The organism is Paracoccus halophilus, from assembly GCF_000763905.1.
GTDB classification, from domain to species: domain Bacteria; phylum Pseudomonadota; class Alphaproteobacteria; order Rhodobacterales; family Rhodobacteraceae; genus Paracoccus; species Paracoccus halophilus.
In genome coordinates, this window is record NZ_JRKN01000001.1 from 257,730 (window position 1) to 273,015 (window position 15,286).

General features: G+C 66.9%; 18 protein-coding genes and 1 pseudogene. 11 read left to right on the forward strand and 8 right to left on the reverse strand.

Annotated features, from left to right (window positions below; genetic code table 11):
* Nucleotides 1-6 precede the first annotated feature (6 nt).
* From IT41_RS01260 to IT41_RS01280, 5 genes are all read right to left on the reverse strand, one after another.
* Nucleotides 7-969 carry a glycosyltransferase family 2 protein gene (locus IT41_RS01260; RefSeq protein WP_036738058.1) on the reverse strand — a complete coding sequence of 321 codons (963 nt, stop codon included), beginning with the start codon at nt 967-969 and terminating at the stop codon, nt 7-9.
* Between the two features lie 91 nt (nt 970-1,060).
* Complete coding sequence (locus IT41_RS01265; protein WP_036738060.1) at nt 1,061-2,245, reverse strand: HPP family protein; 1,185 nt, start codon at nt 2,243-2,245, stop codon at nt 1,061-1,063.
* Nucleotides 2,246-2,402: 157 nt separating this feature from the next.
* Nucleotides 2,403-3,059: a GntR family transcriptional regulator gene (locus IT41_RS01270; protein ID WP_036738191.1), complete on the reverse strand. Its 657-nt coding sequence runs from the start codon at nt 3,057-3,059 to the stop codon at nt 2,403-2,405.
* Nucleotides 3,060-3,297: 238 nt separating this feature from the next.
* Nucleotides 3,298-3,660 carry a hypothetical protein gene (locus IT41_RS01275; RefSeq protein WP_036738061.1) on the reverse strand — a complete coding sequence of 121 codons (363 nt, stop codon included), beginning with the start codon at nt 3,658-3,660 and terminating at the stop codon, nt 3,298-3,300.
* 10 nt (nt 3,661-3,670) lie between these two features.
* On the reverse strand, nt 3,671-5,698 hold the full coding sequence (locus IT41_RS01280; protein ID WP_036738062.1) for a TonB-dependent receptor plug domain-containing protein: 2,028 nt from the start codon (nt 5,696-5,698) through the stop codon (nt 3,671-3,673).
* A 218-nt stretch (nt 5,699-5,916) separates the two neighbouring features.
* On the opposite strand from IT41_RS01280, the gene IT41_RS01285 reads away from it, so the two are divergent.
* From IT41_RS01285 to IT41_RS01315, 10 genes are read left to right on the forward strand one after another with little or no spacing between them, the layout of a single operon-like run.
* Entirely contained in the window at nt 5,917-6,330 is a 414-nt protein-coding gene (locus IT41_RS01285) for an RrF2 family transcriptional regulator (RefSeq protein ID WP_036738064.1), read from the forward strand.
* Between the two features lie 14 nt (nt 6,331-6,344).
* On the forward strand, nt 6,345-7,982 hold the full coding sequence (ccoN, locus tag IT41_RS01290; protein ID WP_036738066.1) for a cytochrome-c oxidase, cbb3-type subunit I: 1,638 nt from the start codon (nt 6,345-6,347) through the stop codon (nt 7,980-7,982).
* A gap of 6 nt (nt 7,983-7,988) precedes the next feature.
* Entirely contained in the window at nt 7,989-8,723 is a 735-nt protein-coding gene (ccoO, locus tag IT41_RS01295) for a cytochrome-c oxidase, cbb3-type subunit II (protein WP_036738069.1), read from the forward strand.
* Entirely contained in the window at nt 8,720-8,887 is a 168-nt protein-coding gene (locus tag IT41_RS19665; protein ID WP_081967419.1) for a cbb3-type cytochrome oxidase subunit 3, read from the forward strand. Before ccoO ends, IT41_RS19665 begins: the two co-directional genes overlap by 4 nt.
* Nucleotides 8,884-9,765, forward strand: coding sequence for a cytochrome-c oxidase, cbb3-type subunit III (gene ccoP / locus IT41_RS01300; RefSeq protein ID WP_036738072.1), 882 nt, complete (start codon nt 8,884-8,886; stop codon nt 9,763-9,765). The genes IT41_RS19665 and ccoP overlap by 4 nt, the downstream gene beginning before the upstream one ends.
* Nucleotides 9,762-9,920 (forward strand): hypothetical protein, encoded by a 159-nt coding sequence (locus IT41_RS21235; RefSeq protein WP_175496372.1) that lies wholly within the window; start codon nt 9,762-9,764, stop codon nt 9,918-9,920. Before ccoP ends, IT41_RS21235 begins: the two co-directional genes overlap by 4 nt.
* Before the next feature lie 9 nt (nt 9,921-9,929).
* Nucleotides 9,930-10,739, forward strand: a complete 810-nt coding sequence (locus tag IT41_RS01305) for a DUF2189 domain-containing protein (RefSeq protein WP_052081220.1) — start codon at nt 9,930-9,932, stop codon at nt 10,737-10,739.
* Nucleotides 10,736-10,951: a cbb3-type cytochrome oxidase assembly protein CcoS gene (gene ccoS, locus IT41_RS21930; protein WP_074948006.1), complete on the forward strand. Its 216-nt coding sequence runs from the start codon at nt 10,736-10,738 to the stop codon at nt 10,949-10,951. The genes IT41_RS01305 and ccoS overlap by 4 nt, the downstream gene beginning before the upstream one ends.
* Nucleotides 10,899-11,132, forward strand: coding sequence for a hexameric tyrosine-coordinated heme protein (locus IT41_RS01310; protein ID WP_036738076.1), 234 nt, complete (start codon nt 10,899-10,901; stop codon nt 11,130-11,132). The genes ccoS and IT41_RS01310 overlap by 53 nt, the downstream gene beginning before the upstream one ends.
* The gene (locus IT41_RS01315) at nt 11,129-11,389 is read left to right on the forward strand and encodes a DUF6522 family protein (RefSeq protein ID WP_036738078.1); all 261 of its coding nucleotides are present in this window, start codon (nt 11,129-11,131) and stop codon (nt 11,387-11,389) included. The genes IT41_RS01310 and IT41_RS01315 overlap by 4 nt, the downstream gene beginning before the upstream one ends.
* 20 nt (nt 11,390-11,409) lie before the next feature.
* On the opposite strand, the gene IT41_RS01320 is transcribed toward IT41_RS01315, so the two are convergent.
* The 3 genes from IT41_RS01320 to IT41_RS01330 all read right to left on the reverse strand — a co-directional run bounded on the left by IT41_RS01320 (nt 11,410) and on the right by IT41_RS01330 (nt 14,287).
* Complete coding sequence (locus tag IT41_RS01320) at nt 11,410-12,186, reverse strand: ATP-binding cassette domain-containing protein (RefSeq protein ID WP_036738080.1); 777 nt, start codon at nt 12,184-12,186, stop codon at nt 11,410-11,412.
* Between the two features lies 1 nt (nt 12,187).
* Entirely contained in the window at nt 12,188-13,294 is a 1,107-nt protein-coding gene (locus tag IT41_RS01325) for an ABC transporter permease (RefSeq protein ID WP_036738082.1), read from the reverse strand.
* A 69-nt stretch (nt 13,295-13,363) separates the two neighbouring features.
* Nucleotides 13,364-14,287, reverse strand: coding sequence for a sugar ABC transporter substrate-binding protein (locus IT41_RS01330; protein WP_036738084.1), 924 nt, complete (start codon nt 14,285-14,287; stop codon nt 13,364-13,366).
* A gap of 421 nt (nt 14,288-14,708) precedes the next feature.
* Here IT41_RS01330 and IT41_RS01340 point away from each other — a divergent pair.
* Nucleotides 14,709-15,286: pseudogene (locus tag IT41_RS01340) on the forward strand (ATP-binding protein); the annotation flags it as partial.

Here is a 15,286-nt window from a genome sequence, read left to right on the forward strand (position 1 = left end):
AATACCCTATTTATACTCGATAATACGCATATCCTCGCCTTTGCGGGCTCGGCGATAGTAAGTCAACATTCCTAAAAGGTTAGGTAGCTTGGCCAGGGTCAGCAGCGCGGCCTGCCGCGCGGCCATCGGCTGGCCCGCGAGCCCGCGCCAGGTTTTCCACCAGGACAGCGCATAAAGCCCCAGAACGGCAAGGGAAATCCAGGCCCAGGTGAACAGGCCCAGCAGAAAGATCAGCGGCAGGACCAGCCCATAGACCCAGACGCGCAGCTTTTCGCGCCGGAAATGCGGCGGATGCATGCGGTTCAGTTGCGCAAACCCGTGCCCGGCGCGTCTGGCGCGCCGCCACCACTGGCCAAAGCGGGTCATAGCGGCGTCATGGCGGGTCATTTCGACCGGCAGGCGGATCAGCTTCCAGCCCGCCTCGCCCAGCCGCAGGCAGAATTCGTCATCCTCGGCCGCGATGACGCCGGGGTTGAAGCCGCCGACCTGACGAAATGCTTCGGTGCGCACCATCATGTCGCCGCCACAGGCGGTGATCGGCCCGGCGGGGCGACGCCACTCGACCTGGCACATCTGGTTATAGACCGTGGCCATGGGATGGATCTCGGATCGCCAGCCGGTGACCAGGCCCAGCCCGGGATCGGCGGCCAGCGCCTCGGTCCCGGCGGTCAGCCAGCCGGCCAGAACCGTGCAGTCGCCATCGACGAATTGCACCAGATCCGTCTCGCCCGCCGCAAGCAGGGCCTGAAAGCCGGCATTGCGGGCGCGGGCGGCGGTAAAGGGGGTGGCGGTGTCCAGTTCGACCACCGTGACGCCAAGGCCCCGCGCGAAGGCGACGCTGTCATCGCCCGAGCCGCTATCGACATAGACCACCCGCGCGCAAAGCGGCACCAGAGAATTCAGACACGCCTTGAGCCGGTCGCCTTCGTTGCGGCCGATCACCACGGCGCCAAGGGTGGGGCGGGTCATGAAACGCTCCTGTCGGGTCCGGCGATAGGGCAGCTATCCTTGGCCGCGCGACGCATGTCAATGCGCGCGGGCGGTCAATCCCGACAGTTGGTTAGCGCGCCGGCGGTCCGTGTCGCAGGTTTTCGCGCGCCAGCGCCGCGATCAGGTCGGTCTGCGTCACGATGCCGAGGATGCGCCCGCCGTCGAGGACCGGCACCGCGTCGCAACCGCCCGAGGCCAGCAGCGGCAAGAGCGCGCCCAGGGGCGTTCCCGGCGCGGCATGGGGCGGATCGGTCAGCATGATCTCGGCCGCGCGGGTGGGCAGTTCCTGGCGCCGGTCCAGCAGCCGCGCCAGCGCCGCGATCAGCCGCCGGTCATGGCGAAAGGCGTCCTCATGCGCGCGCCGGATCAGGTGGATCTGGAAGATGATGCCGCGAAACCGGTCGCCGTCCTCGACCACCGGCAGCGAGGTGAAATCATGCTGGCGGAACAGCTCGGCCACCTTGCGCAGCCGCGTCTCCGGCCCGACCGAGACCAGATCGCGCGACATGATGTCGGCGGCGGTCAGCGGGCCGCTGCGATGGGTCGCGGCCTGCAATTCGGCGGCGCCGATCAGCCGCGCCAGATCCTCGACCCCAAGGTTCAGCGACTGGCGATAGCGCTGCAGGATCGCGCTCAGCTCGGCGCGGGACAGGCCCAGCCGCTTGATCGGGGCGGGGTCGGCGGTGCCATGCGGTCCGGGCTCGTCGAACTGGCGAAAGGGATAGCGCCGGCCGGTGGCGCGGGCATGGAGCATCGCCATGGCGACCAGCGTCAGTGTGCCCGCGAGCACCGGGGTCAGGACAAAGCCGAAGCCCAGATCCGCGATTGCCTCGGGGTTCAGGGCGGCGGTCATGGCGACGGCGCCGGCGGGCGGATGCACGGCCCGCAAGGGTATCATCGCGACGACGGTCAGGCCCACGGCCAGCGCCACCCGCCAGATCGGATCGGGAACCAGCATGCAGGCCAGCACGCCGATGACGGCACCGGTGCCATTGCCGATCACCGCCGACCATGGCTGCGCCAGCGGGCTGTTGGGCACCGCGAAGACCAGCACCGAGGTCGCGCCGAAGGGCGCGATCAGGTACAGTTCCAGCATCCCGTCGGCCAGCGGAGCCAGCACGAAGAGCCCCGTCACCGCCAGCCCGGCCAGGGCGCCGATGCCGGCGCGCAGGGCCTCGGCCGGGGGGCCGGCGACGATGGCCGGACCCAGGGCCTGGCCGATCCGCTGCAGTCTGCTCCGGGTGGGTTGTGTCATTCCGCGTTTCCTGACGCCCGCGATTCGGGGCGGTGCCGGCGGCTGATAGGCGCGCCCGCCGGCGGGGCGCAAGCCGCCATGGCCCGCGCCATCCGTCTATTTTCGCGGCTGCGGCAGGATTGCCCCGCCAGCGGCGACGCCTTTGCCCGGTCTGCGGCTATCCCAGCCGGGCAAAGGCCTCGAGCACGGCGCGTTCGGACTGGTGCAGATAGCTCTCCAGCAGTTCCGCCGCGCCGGTCTGGTCACCCGCTTCCAGCCGGGCGAGGATATCGGCGTTGCGGCCGATATAGGGCCGGTGCAGCAATTCGGGACTGTCCAGCAGGCCAAAGGCCAGCCGCAGCTCGGCAATGATCTGGGCGAAGAATCCGGTCAGGCGCGGGCTGTCGGTCAGCGCCACGATGGCCAGATGAAACTCCATATTGGCGCTGCCGACGCCGCGCCAGTCGCCGCGGTCATGCAGCGCCGCTGCGCGCTCAACCGCCGCGCGCATCCGGGCGACGGCGGCATGGCCGGGCCACGCCTGCGTCAGCGCCGGGATCTCGATCAGGCGGCGCACGCGGTAGATATCCAGGATCGAGGCCATCGAGGGCGTCGCCACGAAGACCCCGCGATTGGGTTCGTGGCGCAGGATCCCCTCGCGCGTCAGCAGCCGGAACACCTCGCGCAGCGTATTGCGCGAAATCTCCAGATCGGCGGCCAGCCTTGCCTCGGAGAGCCGCTCTCCCGGCAGCATCTCGCCGCCGGTCACGCGGGCGCGCAGACGCTCGGCGGTTTCTTCGGCAAGGCTGGGCGTGGGGCGGCGGGTCTCGGACATCGGCGATCCTTTCATCGGATGGCGATCATGTCCCGGCGGCGTGCCAAGGACAAGCCGATGCGCATGGGTTGCCGGCCAATCGGGCGAGGCCCATCCATGAAACCCGTCCGAATATTCCGGCGAAACCGGAGCCGGGCTGTGCGACAGGGTGAAAATCGGCCGGTGATTGGCGGGAATCGCTCAACAATCATGCGCGGTGCCGCGCCGGCGGGGGCCGGTTGCGCGACCGATCCGCAGGCTAGCCGTCCGCGAGCACCTTCTGGGCCGAGCGCGCGCAATGGATCGCGGGCCGGGCCTGCGGGGCGGGATCGCAGGCGGCGGCGCTGTCCAGCGGCGTGACGCTGAAACCGCCGCCCTCGGGCAGTTCCACGCGATAGCGCCAGATCTCGGCCTCGGCCGGGACGCCATGGACAAAGGGCGTCAGCCGCAGCGCTGTCGCGCCGCAGCGCGACAGCAGCGGTGGCTGCCCGGCCTCGGTCAGGATCTGCGTCACCACCTCGCGCATGGCCTCGCAATCCTCGGCGGTCTCGGCCTCGCTCAGGGTCAGGCGGGTGCCGCCATCGGCCATCAGGGTCAGGACCAGCAGCGCGGGTTTCAGCATGGCGCCCCCCTCAGAAGCTCTTGGTCAGGAACAGGTTGACCGAACGCTCCGCTCCGGGCATCTGGCCATAGGGCTGATAGCTGCGGTCGGTCAGGTTGTTCAGCTCGGCGACCAGCCGGATGCCATTGACGAATTCGACATCGCCGCGCAAGTTGATCGTGGCGTAGCCGCCGGCGGAATTCGTCACGCTGCCGGTATCGTCGCGGTAATCGGTGCCGCTTTCGGCGCGCAGGAACAGGTCCAGCGTGCCGGTGACATCCGAGATCTGCCAGTCCTTGCGCAGGCCGATCCGGCCCGCCGCCTCGGGCGCGCCGCTGTCAAAGGTGTTGTAGCCATTGGCATAGCGCAGCTGACGGCGCAGCAGCGCGGCCGAGATATAGGGCGTCAGGCCCCATCTGTCGAATTCGTGCTCGGCATAGACTTCCAGCCCCCAGCTGCGCGCCTCATCGACGTTTTCATAGGTGAAGATGCGCGGGCCGGACGGGGCCGAGACGATGTAATCCTCGGCCTTGGTATAGAACAGCGTCGCGTCCAACAGCCAGCCATCCGCGTCATAGCGCGCGCCCAGTTCATAGGTGGTCGAGGTTTCCGGGTCCAGATCCGGGTTGCCATAGGTCGTGCCCTCGCCGCCCGCCGTGGTGGTCAGGAACAGCTGCGACAGGGTCGGATAGCTGTAGCCCTCCGAGATATTGGCCCGCAGCGCCAGCGACGCGCGCGGCGTCCAGACCAGCCCGGCGGATCGCAGCAGCAGGCTGTCGCTGTTCGACGAGGTCGGATTGCCGGCGCCATCGGTGGTCGATGCCTCGTGATCCGCATCCACGTCGTACCAGCGCGCGCCGAAGGTGGCGGTGAGTTCCTCGTTCAGGTCAAACTCGTGCTGCGCAAAGACCGAGAAGGTGCGGATCTTGGCCCGGTCATAGCGCAGCGTGGTCGAGGGAAAGCCCGGCGGCGTGATCGTCGTTTGGGTGACCTTGTCGGTGGTCAGCTGGTCGTCCTCGTATTCCAGACCGGCCACGGTGCGGGTATTGGCCGAAAAGCTCATCTCGGCGCGCAGATTCAGGCCCTCGGTTTCCTGATCGTCGACCGAGACGGATTGCACGTCGATCTGCATCGGGCCGGCCATTGTACTGACATCGTTTACGAATTCACGGTCGATGGTCTGGCGGTAGACATCCACCGACAGCCGGTTCAGCCAGGGGGTGAGATCGGTCCCTTCGTAAAAGCCCGAGACCTTGCGCAGATCGCGTTTCGGCAGCGCGATGTCAAAGCCAGGCTGGCCGACATAGACATTGGCGGCCAGGTCATAGGACTGCGCCTTGAGCCCGAAATAATGGCGTCCCAGGCGATAGCCCAGATGTCCCGAAAGGCTGCGGTCCTGCACGTCCGAGGGCACCAGCTCGCCATCCGGGGTCTGCCGGTTCTCCTGATCCATGCGGCCATAGCTCAGCCGGTAATCCAGCGCGCCCGCTCCGGCCTGCACGGTGCCCGAGGCGGTCGCCGAATAGCGATAGCCATCGGTCGCCGAGATGTAGCCGGCGGTGGTGCTGAGCGCAAAGGGCTGCGCCGCGCCGCGCTTGGTGATGATGTTGATCACGCCGCCGATGGCCCGGCTGCCCGACACCACCGAGGCCGAGCCGCGCACCACCTCGATCCGCTCGATGATGGTCGGATCGACCAGGATCGGCTGGCCGTAATTGGTGTGGTCGGTCAGCTTCTGCCCGTCGATCAGGATCGCCACGCGGCGCGCATCCTCGCCCCGGATCGAGACCCGCTCGATCCCCTCTTCCGATATCTGGACGCCCGGCACGTCGCGCAGCAGCGTGGCGATGGAGACCGGCGCGCTGCGCTCGATGCTGTCGCTTTCGATGATGGTGATCGAGGCGGGATTGCGCATCACCTCGGTGGGCAGGCCGGTGCCGATCAGCGTGATCGCATCCAGCACCACCACGTCGCTTTGCGCCAAGGCCGGGCTCGCGGTGCCGATCACCGCCCCAAGGGCGACCGCAGGCAAGGTGGAAACGGAAAACTTGTCGCGCATGGCGCCGCCTTTCGCTGGAATGGTCAGGATGTTCGACCTGGCGCGAGGCTGGGCTGCGTTATCGCCGGTTTCTGGCCGTTTCCGGGGCAAAGGTCAATCCGCCCGCCATGTCCCGCGATCGCGACAACGGGTCGCAGCGGGCGGGCCGGAAACGGCTTGTATTCACGGCAGCACTATTAATAGGTATAATAGATACCGATTCAATAGCGAAAGCTGTCATGCGCCTGACCTCGTTCACCGATTACGGGTTGCGAATGCTGATGTTGCTGGCCAGCCAACCCGGGCAAGCCCTCTCGACGGCCGAAATGGCCGCGAGATTGCGCCTGTCGCGCAATCACCTGACCAAGATATTGCAGCGCCTGGCGCGTGGCGGTCTGGTGCAGACCCGCCGCGGCGGCGGCGGCGGCGCGGTGCTGGCCAAGGCACCCGAAGAGATCCGGCTGGGCGCCGTGGTGCGGCTGCTGGAAGGCGGCCCGCAACTGGTCGAATGTCTGCGGCCCGGCGGCGGAACCTGCACCTTTGACGGCTGCTGCGGGCTCAAGGTCCGGCTGCGGCTGGCCGAGGCGGCATTCCTTGCCGATCTGGACCGCTCGACACTCGCGGATATCACCCACCCCACAGTCGCAGCCTGAAGGAAGGGAACGTCATGAAGGCAATCGCAACACTTACCCGGCCGGAGCGCGGGACGGCCCTGCTCCTGTCCATCGGGCTGGCGGTGCTCGGGCTGGTCATGGCCGCCGTCGCGCGGCAGGGCGTGATGGCGACCCATGGCATGATGGCGGTGGCCCTGGGGCTGTTTCTCAGCGTGGCGCTGGCCGGGGCGATGAACGAGCCCGAGCCGCCCGCCGACCGGCTGCATCGCTATTACGACGCGCCGACCCGTTTCGGCATCGGCCTGACGCTGATCTGGGCGGTGATCGGCATGGGTGTCGGCGTCTGGGTGGCGGCGCTGCTCTACTGGCCCGAGGGCACGCCGCCATGGCCATGGACCAGCTTCGGCCGGCTGCGGCCGGTGCATACGTCGGGGGTGATCTTCGGCTTTGGCGGCAATGCGCTGATCGCCACCTCGTTCCATGTGCTGCAGCGCACCTCGCGGGCCAGGCTGGCCGATTCGGTCAGCCCGTGGTTCATCCTGATCGGGTTCAACCTGTTCTGCCTCTGGGCGGCCAGCGGCTATCTGATGGGCAGCACCCAGTCCAAGGAATATGCCGAGGCGGAATGGTATGCCGATATCTGGCTGGTGGTCGTCTGGGTGACCTATTTCGTGCTTTATATCCGCACGCTGGCCCGCCGGAACGAGCCCCATATCTATGTCGCCAACTGGTATTACATGGCCTTTATCCTGGTCGTGGCGATGCTGCATATCGTCAACAATATCGCCCTGCCGGTGAACCTGGGCACGGCCGAGAGCTTTCCGGTCTGGGCCGGGGTTCAGGACGCGATGATCCAGTGGTGGTACGGCCATAATGCGGTCGCCTTCTTCCTGACCGCGGGCTTTCTGGGGATGCTGTATTATTTCCTGCCGGTGCGCTCGGGGCGGCCGATCTGGTCTTATCGGCTGTCGATCATCAGCTTCTGGGGGATCGTGTTCTTCTATATCTGGGTCGGCTCGCATCACCTGCATTACACGGCGCTCCCCTATTGGGTGCAGACGCTGGGAATGACATTTTCGGTGATGCTGCTGGTGCCAAGCTGGGCCTCGGCCGGGAACGCCATCGCGACGCTGAACGGCGCCTGGCACAAGGTCCGCGACGACGCCACGCTGCGCTTCATGTTCGTGGCGGCGGTGTTTTACGGGCTGTCCACATTCGAGGGGTCCTTTCTGGCGATCCGGCCGGTGAATTCGCTGTCCCATTACACCGACTGGACGGTGGGCCACGTCCATTCCGGCACGCTGGGATGGGTGGCGATGATCGTCTTTGGCGCCATCTACACGCTGGTGCCGCAGCTTTCCGGGCGCGAGACCATGGCCTGGCCGCGCGCCATCGAATGGCATTTCTGGCTGGCTGTCGGGGGAACGCTGATCTACGTCGTCTCGATGTGGAACGCCGGCATCACGCAGGGCCTGATGTGGCGCGCCTATGACGAAGGCGGCGCGCTGTCCTACAGTTTCATCGAAACCGTCGAGGCGATGGCCCCCTATTACCTGTTGCGCACCATCGGCGGCGGCATGTTCCTGACCGGCGCGATCCTCTGCGCGCTGAACTGCCGCGCCACCTTCCGTGACGCGCCCGCCCTGCCGGACACGAGCGAGCGCCCGCTTAGCCCCCAGCCGGCGGAGTAAGGACCCATGCTGAAGCTGCATTACAATCTGGAAAAGGTCTCGATGGGGCTGGTCGTGGCGATCATCGTCGCCGCCTCGATCGGCGGCATCGTCGAGATCGCGCCGCTGTTTCGCATCGACGAGACCGTGCAACTGCCCGAAGACCTGCGCCCGAACACGCCGCTGGAACTGGCCGGGCGCGAGATCTTCATCCGCGAGGGCTGCTATGCCTGCCACAGCCAGATGGTGCGCAGCCTGGGCGATGAACTGGACCGCTACGGCCCTTATTCGCTGGCCGCCGAAAGCGCCTATGACCATCCGATGCTGTGGGGCTCCAAGCGGACCGGCCCCGATCTGGCGCGGCTGGGCGAGAAATATTCCGACGACTGGCATGTCGCGCATCTGATCGACCCGCGCGCGGTGGTGCCGGCCTCGATCATGCCGGCCTATCCCTGGCTGATGCGGCCGCTGGACACCGGATTGCTGCGCGACGGGCTGGCCACGCTGGCGCGGCTGGGCGTCCCCTATGACGAGGCGCAGATCGCAGCCGCGCCGGCCGACGCGCTGGCCCAAAGCCGCCCCGATTCCACCGAGGCCGAGGGGTTCATCGAACGCTGGGGCGAGGAGATCGCCCTGCGCGATTTCGACGGCGACCCCGCGCGGCTGACCGAAATGGATGCGCTGGTCGCCTATCTGCAATCGCTGGGCCGGCTGACCGACGCGCCCTATCGCCTGATGGCCGCAGAGGAGGGCGCGCAATGAGCTACGAGACCCTGGTCTTCATCGCCAAGACCTTTGGCCCGATCTGGATGATGGGCTTCTTTCTGGTCGTCATCATCCGCACCTATAATCCCCGGCGCCGGGCCGATCACGACCGCGCCGCCCGCTCGATCCTGCCCGACACCAGGCCGGAGGACCGGCCATGAGCGCGCATCGCGACCAGCCGCCCGAGGTCGATCCCGTCACCGGCTACGACACGACCGGCCATGACTGGAACGGCATCAAGGAACTGAACACCCCGTTTCCCCGGATCGTCATCTGGGCGCTGGTGATCACCTTTGTCTATTCGGTGATCGCCTGGGTGCTGCTGCCGGCCTTTCCCTGGGGGCGCGATTACACGCGCGGGCTTCTGGGTCTGGATCAGCGCGAGCTTGCGGTCGAGCAGTTCCGCAAGATGGACGCGGTGCGTCAGGACTGGCTGCCCCGTTTCGCCGATGCCGATTACGCGGCGCTGGCCGGGGACGAAGCGCTGATGGCGCAGGCCATGCCGGCCGCCGCCCGCCTGTTTCAGGACAATTGCGCCGCCTGCCATGGTGCCACCGGCGATGGCGGCCCCGGCTTTCCGGTGCTGAGCGACGGCTACTGGCTGTGGGGCGGCGACCCGGAAACCATCGCCGAGACGCTGCGCTATGGCATCAATGCCACGCATCCCGATACCCGCATCGCGGAAATGCCAAGCTTCAACTGGATGAGCCGCGAGGAACGCGCGGCCATGGCAAGCCATGTCGCGGGGATGCTTGACGGCCGCAGCGATCCGGATTCGGCCGCCGGCGTCTCGTTCGTGGAAAACTGCGCCGCCTGTCATGGCGAGGCGGGCGAGGGGGGGCTGGATATCGGCGCGCCATCGCTGATCGACGAAGCCGTGATCTATGGTCAGGACCGGGCCTCGGTGATGCGGACGCTGTTCGACGGCCGCGCCGGCGTCATGCCGGCATGGGAAGGCCGTCTGTCCGAGGCCGAGATCGGCCTGCTCGCGCTTTATGTCTCGGGCCTGTCGCGGGCCGATGCGGAGGATGCGCAATGACCCCGCGGAGGCAACGCCTGCTGGCCATTGCCGCTGCCCTGCTGGTGGCCGGCATCTTCATCCTGGCGAACGCGCATTTCTTTACCGTCGCCTTTCGTTCGCAACCGGCCTGCGTGCTGTCCGACAGCGCCATGGCCGCCCGACCCGCTTGCTGAGAGGACGCCATGCTAGAACCCCTTCCCACATTGCGTCCCCCCGCCCGTCCCGCCGCCGCTTTCGCGCGCGGATTGCCGCCCCGCGCGGCGCTGGACTGGCTGGCCCGGGGCTGGGCGGATCTGCGCGCCGCGCCCGCCTCCAGCCTGGCTTACGGTCTGTTCGTGGTGCTGCTCTCCTATGCGGTGCTGGCGCTGCTCTACCTGTCGGGGCTGCTTTATCTGGCGCTGCCGGCGATTTCGGGCTTTCTGATCATCGGCCCGTTCTTTGCCATCGGGCTTTACGAGAAAAGTCGCCGGCGCGAGGCCGGTCAGCCGATCTCGCTGGGCGAGATGCTGCTGCTGCGTCCGGCCTCGGGCGGGCAGCTGGCCTATGCCGGGCTGCTGCTGGGGCTGCTGGTGCTGTTCTGGCTGCGCGCGGCGGACCTGCTTTATGCGCTGTTCTTCGGCATCACGCCCTTTCCCGGCGCCGGTGACGCGCTGGCCAATGTGCTGACCACGGCGCGCGGCTGGGGGCTGATCCTGACCGGCGGCGCGGTGGGGGCGCTGTTCGCCGCCTTCGCCTTTGCGCTCAGCCTGTTCTCGATCCCGATGCTGCTGGTCGAGCCGCGCGATTCGCTGACCGCGCTTGGCCTCAGCTTTTCCATGACGGTGCAGAACCTGCCTGTGGCGCTGGCCTGGGGCGGCATCGTGGCGGGCGGCATCGCGCTGTCCGTGGCGACCGGGCTTCTGGGGCTGATCGTGATCTTTCCGGTGCTGGGCCATGGCACATGGCACGCCTTTCGCGCCATTCGCGGCGCGCCCGAGGGCGGCCCGGCATGAGCGCGCTGATCCTGATCCCGGTCTCGCTCGTCATGGGCCTTGTCGGGCTTGGCGCGTTTTTCTGGGCCCTGCGACATGGGCAATTCGACGACCCCGCCGGCAATTCCTGCCGCATCCTCATTCCGAAGCCGAACCCAGCCACGCAAGAGGAGAAACAAGATGACCGAATGGTTGCCAACGCTGATCACGAAAACCCCGGGCGAAGGCTCTGACCTGGCCGTCAAGCTGTCGCGTGTCGCCGTCAAGCTGACCCAGCCCGACGCCGAAACCCGCGACAGGCTGCGCCCGGTCTATGCCGAGAATGCCGATTCGCTGATTGCCGCCAGCCAGGTGGTGGCGACGCATTTCGCCACCGTCGCGGCGGCCAATGATTACTGGCGGGCGGCAAGGTGACCTTGCATCGTCAGGGTGACGGTTTCGTGGTCGATGCCGAATTGCTGGCCGGGATATTCGACCTTGATGCCGCCGATGTGCAGCGGCTGATGCGCGAGGGGGCGATCACCTCGCATTGCGAAACCGGCATCGACGAGGATGAGGGCCGCTGGCGGCTGGTCTTCCAGCACGGCAATCTCGCCTGCCGCCTGACCGTCGATGTCGACGGCCAGATCCTGTCCCGCGCCACCTATCCGGTCGCCGGCCCGCAGCCCTGAGCGGTCGTCGCGCGGCCTGTTCAGACGGTGCCGCCCAGCGAGCCTTCCAGCTCGGCCAGTTCCTGCCCGCCGGCCATCAGGTCCTGCAATGCGCCGGCGTCGATTTCGCCCCTGACGGCGGTCCCCAGCGTCTGGCCGCGGTTCAGCACGGTGAAGCGGTCGCCCACCGCCATGGCGTGGCGCACATTGTGGCTGATGAAGACCACGCCGACGCCCTGATTGCGCACCCGGTCGATGGTCGCGAGCACGTTCGAGGTCTGGCGCACGCCAAGGGCCGAGGTCGGCTCGTCGAGGATCAGCACCTTGGCGCCGAAATAGACCGCCCGCGCGATGGCGACCGTCTGACGTTCGCCGCCCGACAAGGTCCCCACGGCCTGATCGGGCGCGCGCAGATTGATGCCCATCCTGCGCATTTCCTCCATGGTCACCGAATTGGCGGTGTCCAGGTCGAAGCGTTTGATGAAACCGCCCTTTCTGGGTTCGCGGCCCATGAAGAAATTGCGCGTCACGCTCATCAGCGGGATCATCGCCAGATCCTGAAAGACGGTGGCGATGCCGGCCTCCATCGCTTCGCGCGGGCTGTCGAAGCTGAGCGGCCGGCCCTCGAAGAAGATCTCGCCCGAGGTCGGCTTGTGGACACCTGACATGGTCTTGATGAAGGTGGATTTGCCGGCGCCGTTATCGCCCAGCAGGCAGTGGCATTCGCCGGCGCGCACATCGAAGGTCACGCCGTTCAGGGCGATGACATTGCCGAAATGCTTCTTGATGTTTTCCATGTGGATGATGGGGTCGGACATCTCAACGCTCTCCCGTCACGCGCTTGCGGATGACATTGTTGAAGACCACGGCCAGAAGCAGCATGCCGCCCAGAAAGACCTGGAACCAGTCCTGATCGAAATCGGTATAGGTCAGGCCGATGGTCACCATGCCGAAGATGATCGCGCCGAAGAAGGCGCCGATGGCCGAGCCATAGCCGCCGGTCAGCAGGCAGCCGCCGATGACCGCGGTGATGATCGCCTCGAACTCCTTCATGAAGCCGCGCCGGGCATCGGTCGAGCCCGCGTCGATGACGGTGATGATCGCGACCAGCGCGGCGGCGCAGGCGGTCAGCATGAAGAGCGAGACCTTGACCCGTCTGACCGGCACGCCGGAATTGGCCGCCGCATTGTCGTCGCCGCCGGTGGCGAAGATCCAGTTGCCGGCGGGGGTGCGCAGCAGCACGAAGGTACAGACCAGCGCCATGGCGATGAACCACAGGATCTCGACCGGGATGCCGGGCACCTTGGGCGCGCCCGAGCTGAAGCTGTCGATGATGCCGCGCCCGGCCAGCCAGCGGAACAGCCCGCCAAAGGCATCGCCGGAAAAGATCGGCGTCAGGAAATCGCCCGCGACCGCGTCGCGCACGCCGCGCAGCTGGGTCGAGCCGCCGGTGAACAGCTTGAGACCCACCAGAGAGGCACCGCGCAGGATGAACAGGAAGGCCAGCGTCACGATGAAGCTGGGCAGGCCGGTGCGGATCACGACATAGCCGTTCAGCGCCCCCATGCCCGCCGCCGCCAGCAGGGTCAGCGGGATGGCGACGATCAGCGGCAGGCCCATATTCACCACCAGCACGCCGAAGATCAGCCCGGTAAAGGCGACCATCGAGCCAATGGACAGGTCGAATTCGCCGCCGATCATCAGCATCGCGGCGGCAATGCCCAGAATGCCCAGCTGCGCGGCCGGGGTCATGAAGTTCATGATGCCCGACAGGGTGAACATGGCGCTGTCGGCGGTGATCAGAAAGAAGATCGTGACCAGAATGACGCCGCCGATCGCGCCAAGTTCGGGGCGTTTCATCAGCCGGGTGGCGAGGGATTCGGATTTGATCCGCTCATCCGCCGGGATACCGGGGTCCGTCGTCATGGCTCCTCCACCCGGCTGCGCCGGTGTCATGGGGCGGCCGCCCGGTCTTTGCGGGCGCCCGCCGAGGGTTCAGCGAATGCCCTGCGCGGACAGCTCGACCACCTGCGCGGCCTTGTCCCCGGTGATCAGGTTCGGCCCCGAGGGCACGTCGCCGCCCGGCATCAGCCCGTATTGCGCATGCAGCGCCAGAAAGACGACCGGCAGATAGCCCTGCAGGAACTGCTGCTGGTCGATGGCGAATGCCGCCTTGCCTTCGGCCACGGCCTCCAGAAAGCCCGCCGACATGTCAAAGGTCGCGATCCTGACATCGTCGCGCCCCAATGCCTGCACGGCGGCGACCGAAGGCTCGCCCACCAGCGTGGCATTCAGCGACAGCACCGCATTCACATCGGGATCGGATTCCAGCGCGGCGCGGACCTTGGATTGCACCTCGGTCGGGTCGTTCTGCGTCGGGATCACCGCGACCGGGTTGCCGAAGCCCTCGGCAAAGCCGGCGCAACGCTGATCCAGCGCGACATTGCCGACCTCCTGATTGACGCATATCGCCTTGGTCGCGCCCATCTCGGCCAGCTTCGCGCCGGCCGCCTTGCCGGCATCGTATTCGGACTGCCCGACATGCAGCTGCGCGCCCAGATCGCGCGCCACATCGCCCCCGGAATTCATCGAGATCACCGGGATGCCCGCCTCGACCGCGCGCCGGATCGAGGGGCCGAGCGCATCGGCGTCGGGGATCGAAACCACCAGCCCGTCCGGCTCCTGGTTGACGGCAGCGTCGATGAGCTGGCTCATCTGGACCATGTCGAAGGTCTCGGGCGAGCGGAAATCGACATTGGCGCCGGTATCCTCGCCGGCCTTGGCGGCGCCGTTCTTGACCACCGACCAGAACGGGTCATTGGCCTGACCATGGGCGACGACAATGATCTCTTGCGCCATGGCAGACCCGGCCATCATCAGGGCCGTGGCGGTCGCGGCGGCTTTCAGGAAATGCTTCACGATATCTTCCTCCCGGTTTTTTTGGTTTGCAGGATGGTGCGCGGCGCGATCCGGAACGTCATGTTCCCTCCCCGGATCGGCGCGGATTCATATGTTAGCGCCAAATCGCCGGTTTTGCACATGTGTTGCGCCATGGCCCGCACCCGGCAGGCGTCGCCATCGGGGCAGGGGTCATGGCGCGGTCCGAAATCGCCGCGATCCGGCCCTTTGCCCGGGGTTTCGCGCCAGAATGGGGAACGCCGCGTCATTCCGGGCTTGCGCCCGGTCGCGCGTGGTGCTTTTAACTGCCTCCAGCCAGCCAGTTCCCAGCCCGCTTCCCGAACAGACCTGCCATGCCCGCGGCGCGCCGATCCGTCTCTACTCTCGGAGGTCGCGGGTATGGACGCCCATACCCGCAGCGGTTCAGAACAAGGAACGACGCATGACGATTATCTCCTTCCCGCGGATCAGGCTGACGCTTTGCGCTTCGGCCATTGCCATGGCCTGCGCCGGTACGGCCCTGGCCGACACCGTGTTTACCAAGCCGCTGGTGGATTTCGCCGGCGATGTCTCGGCTTCGGGACCCGACCGCATGCCCATCTACAAGGGCGGCAAGGCGATAATCTCGGGCGAAGAGATGATCCCCGGCCAGACCGTGACCCTGATGCGCGGCAACGAGGTATTGAACGCCGAGCCGATCACCGTCGATGACAAGGGCGCCTTCAGCTTCACGCTGGATATCGACGCCGAGGCCGAAACCGGCCTGCAGCCGGTCGTCGTCATCGCCGAGAACCCGGCGGCGGCGCAGGTCGTCGAGATGAAGATTTCGCCCGAGATCCCGGTTTCCGGCGCCGACAAGTTCGACGTGGTCAGCGAGCCGGTGACGCGCGGCCTGTATCAGGTCATCCGGACCGAGGACGGCGCCGCCGTCTTTGTCACCAGCGCCGTCGGCCGCCCGCCGGTCAAGGAATCGAAGCTGGTCAGGATCAACCCCGAAACCCTGAAGATCGAGGCCGAGGC

Excerpts from the sequence above, each read along its gene's own strand:
- IT41_RS01260 (WP_036738058.1), bottom strand. The coding sequence starts at position 969 with ATGACCCGCCCCACCCTTGGCGCCGTGGTGATCGGCCGCAACGAAGGC.
- IT41_RS01265 (WP_036738060.1), bottom strand. The coding sequence starts at position 2,245 with ATGACACAACCCACCCGGAGCAGACTGCAGCGGATCGGCCAGGCCCTG.
- IT41_RS01270 (WP_036738191.1), bottom strand. The coding sequence starts at position 3,059 with ATGTCCGAGACCCGCCGCCCCACGCCCAGCCTTGCCGAAGAAACCGCC.
- IT41_RS01275 (WP_036738061.1), bottom strand. The coding sequence starts at position 3,660 with ATGCTGAAACCCGCGCTGCTGGTCCTGACCCTGATGGCCGATGGCGGC.
- IT41_RS01280 (WP_036738062.1), bottom strand. The coding sequence starts at position 5,698 with ATGCGCGACAAGTTTTCCGTTTCCACCTTGCCTGCGGTCGCCCTTGGG.
- IT41_RS01285 (WP_036738064.1), top strand. The coding sequence starts at position 5,917 with ATGCGCCTGACCTCGTTCACCGATTACGGGTTGCGAATGCTGATGTTG.
- ccoN (WP_036738066.1), top strand. The coding sequence starts at position 6,345 with ATGAAGGCAATCGCAACACTTACCCGGCCGGAGCGCGGGACGGCCCTG.
- ccoO (WP_036738069.1), top strand. The coding sequence starts at position 7,989 with ATGCTGAAGCTGCATTACAATCTGGAAAAGGTCTCGATGGGGCTGGTC.
- IT41_RS19665 (WP_081967419.1), top strand. The coding sequence starts at position 8,720 with ATGAGCTACGAGACCCTGGTCTTCATCGCCAAGACCTTTGGCCCGATC.
- ccoP (WP_036738072.1), top strand. The coding sequence starts at position 8,884 with ATGAGCGCGCATCGCGACCAGCCGCCCGAGGTCGATCCCGTCACCGGC.
- IT41_RS21235 (WP_175496372.1), top strand. The coding sequence starts at position 9,762 with ATGACCCCGCGGAGGCAACGCCTGCTGGCCATTGCCGCTGCCCTGCTG.
- IT41_RS01305 (WP_052081220.1), top strand. The coding sequence starts at position 9,930 with ATGCTAGAACCCCTTCCCACATTGCGTCCCCCCGCCCGTCCCGCCGCC.
- ccoS (WP_074948006.1), top strand. The coding sequence starts at position 10,736 with ATGAGCGCGCTGATCCTGATCCCGGTCTCGCTCGTCATGGGCCTTGTC.
- IT41_RS01310 (WP_036738076.1), top strand. The coding sequence starts at position 10,899 with ATGACCGAATGGTTGCCAACGCTGATCACGAAAACCCCGGGCGAAGGC.
- IT41_RS01320 (WP_036738080.1), bottom strand. The coding sequence starts at position 12,186 with ATGTCCGACCCCATCATCCACATGGAAAACATCAAGAAGCATTTCGGC.
- IT41_RS01325 (WP_036738082.1), bottom strand. The coding sequence starts at position 13,294 with ATGACGACGGACCCCGGTATCCCGGCGGATGAGCGGATCAAATCCGAA.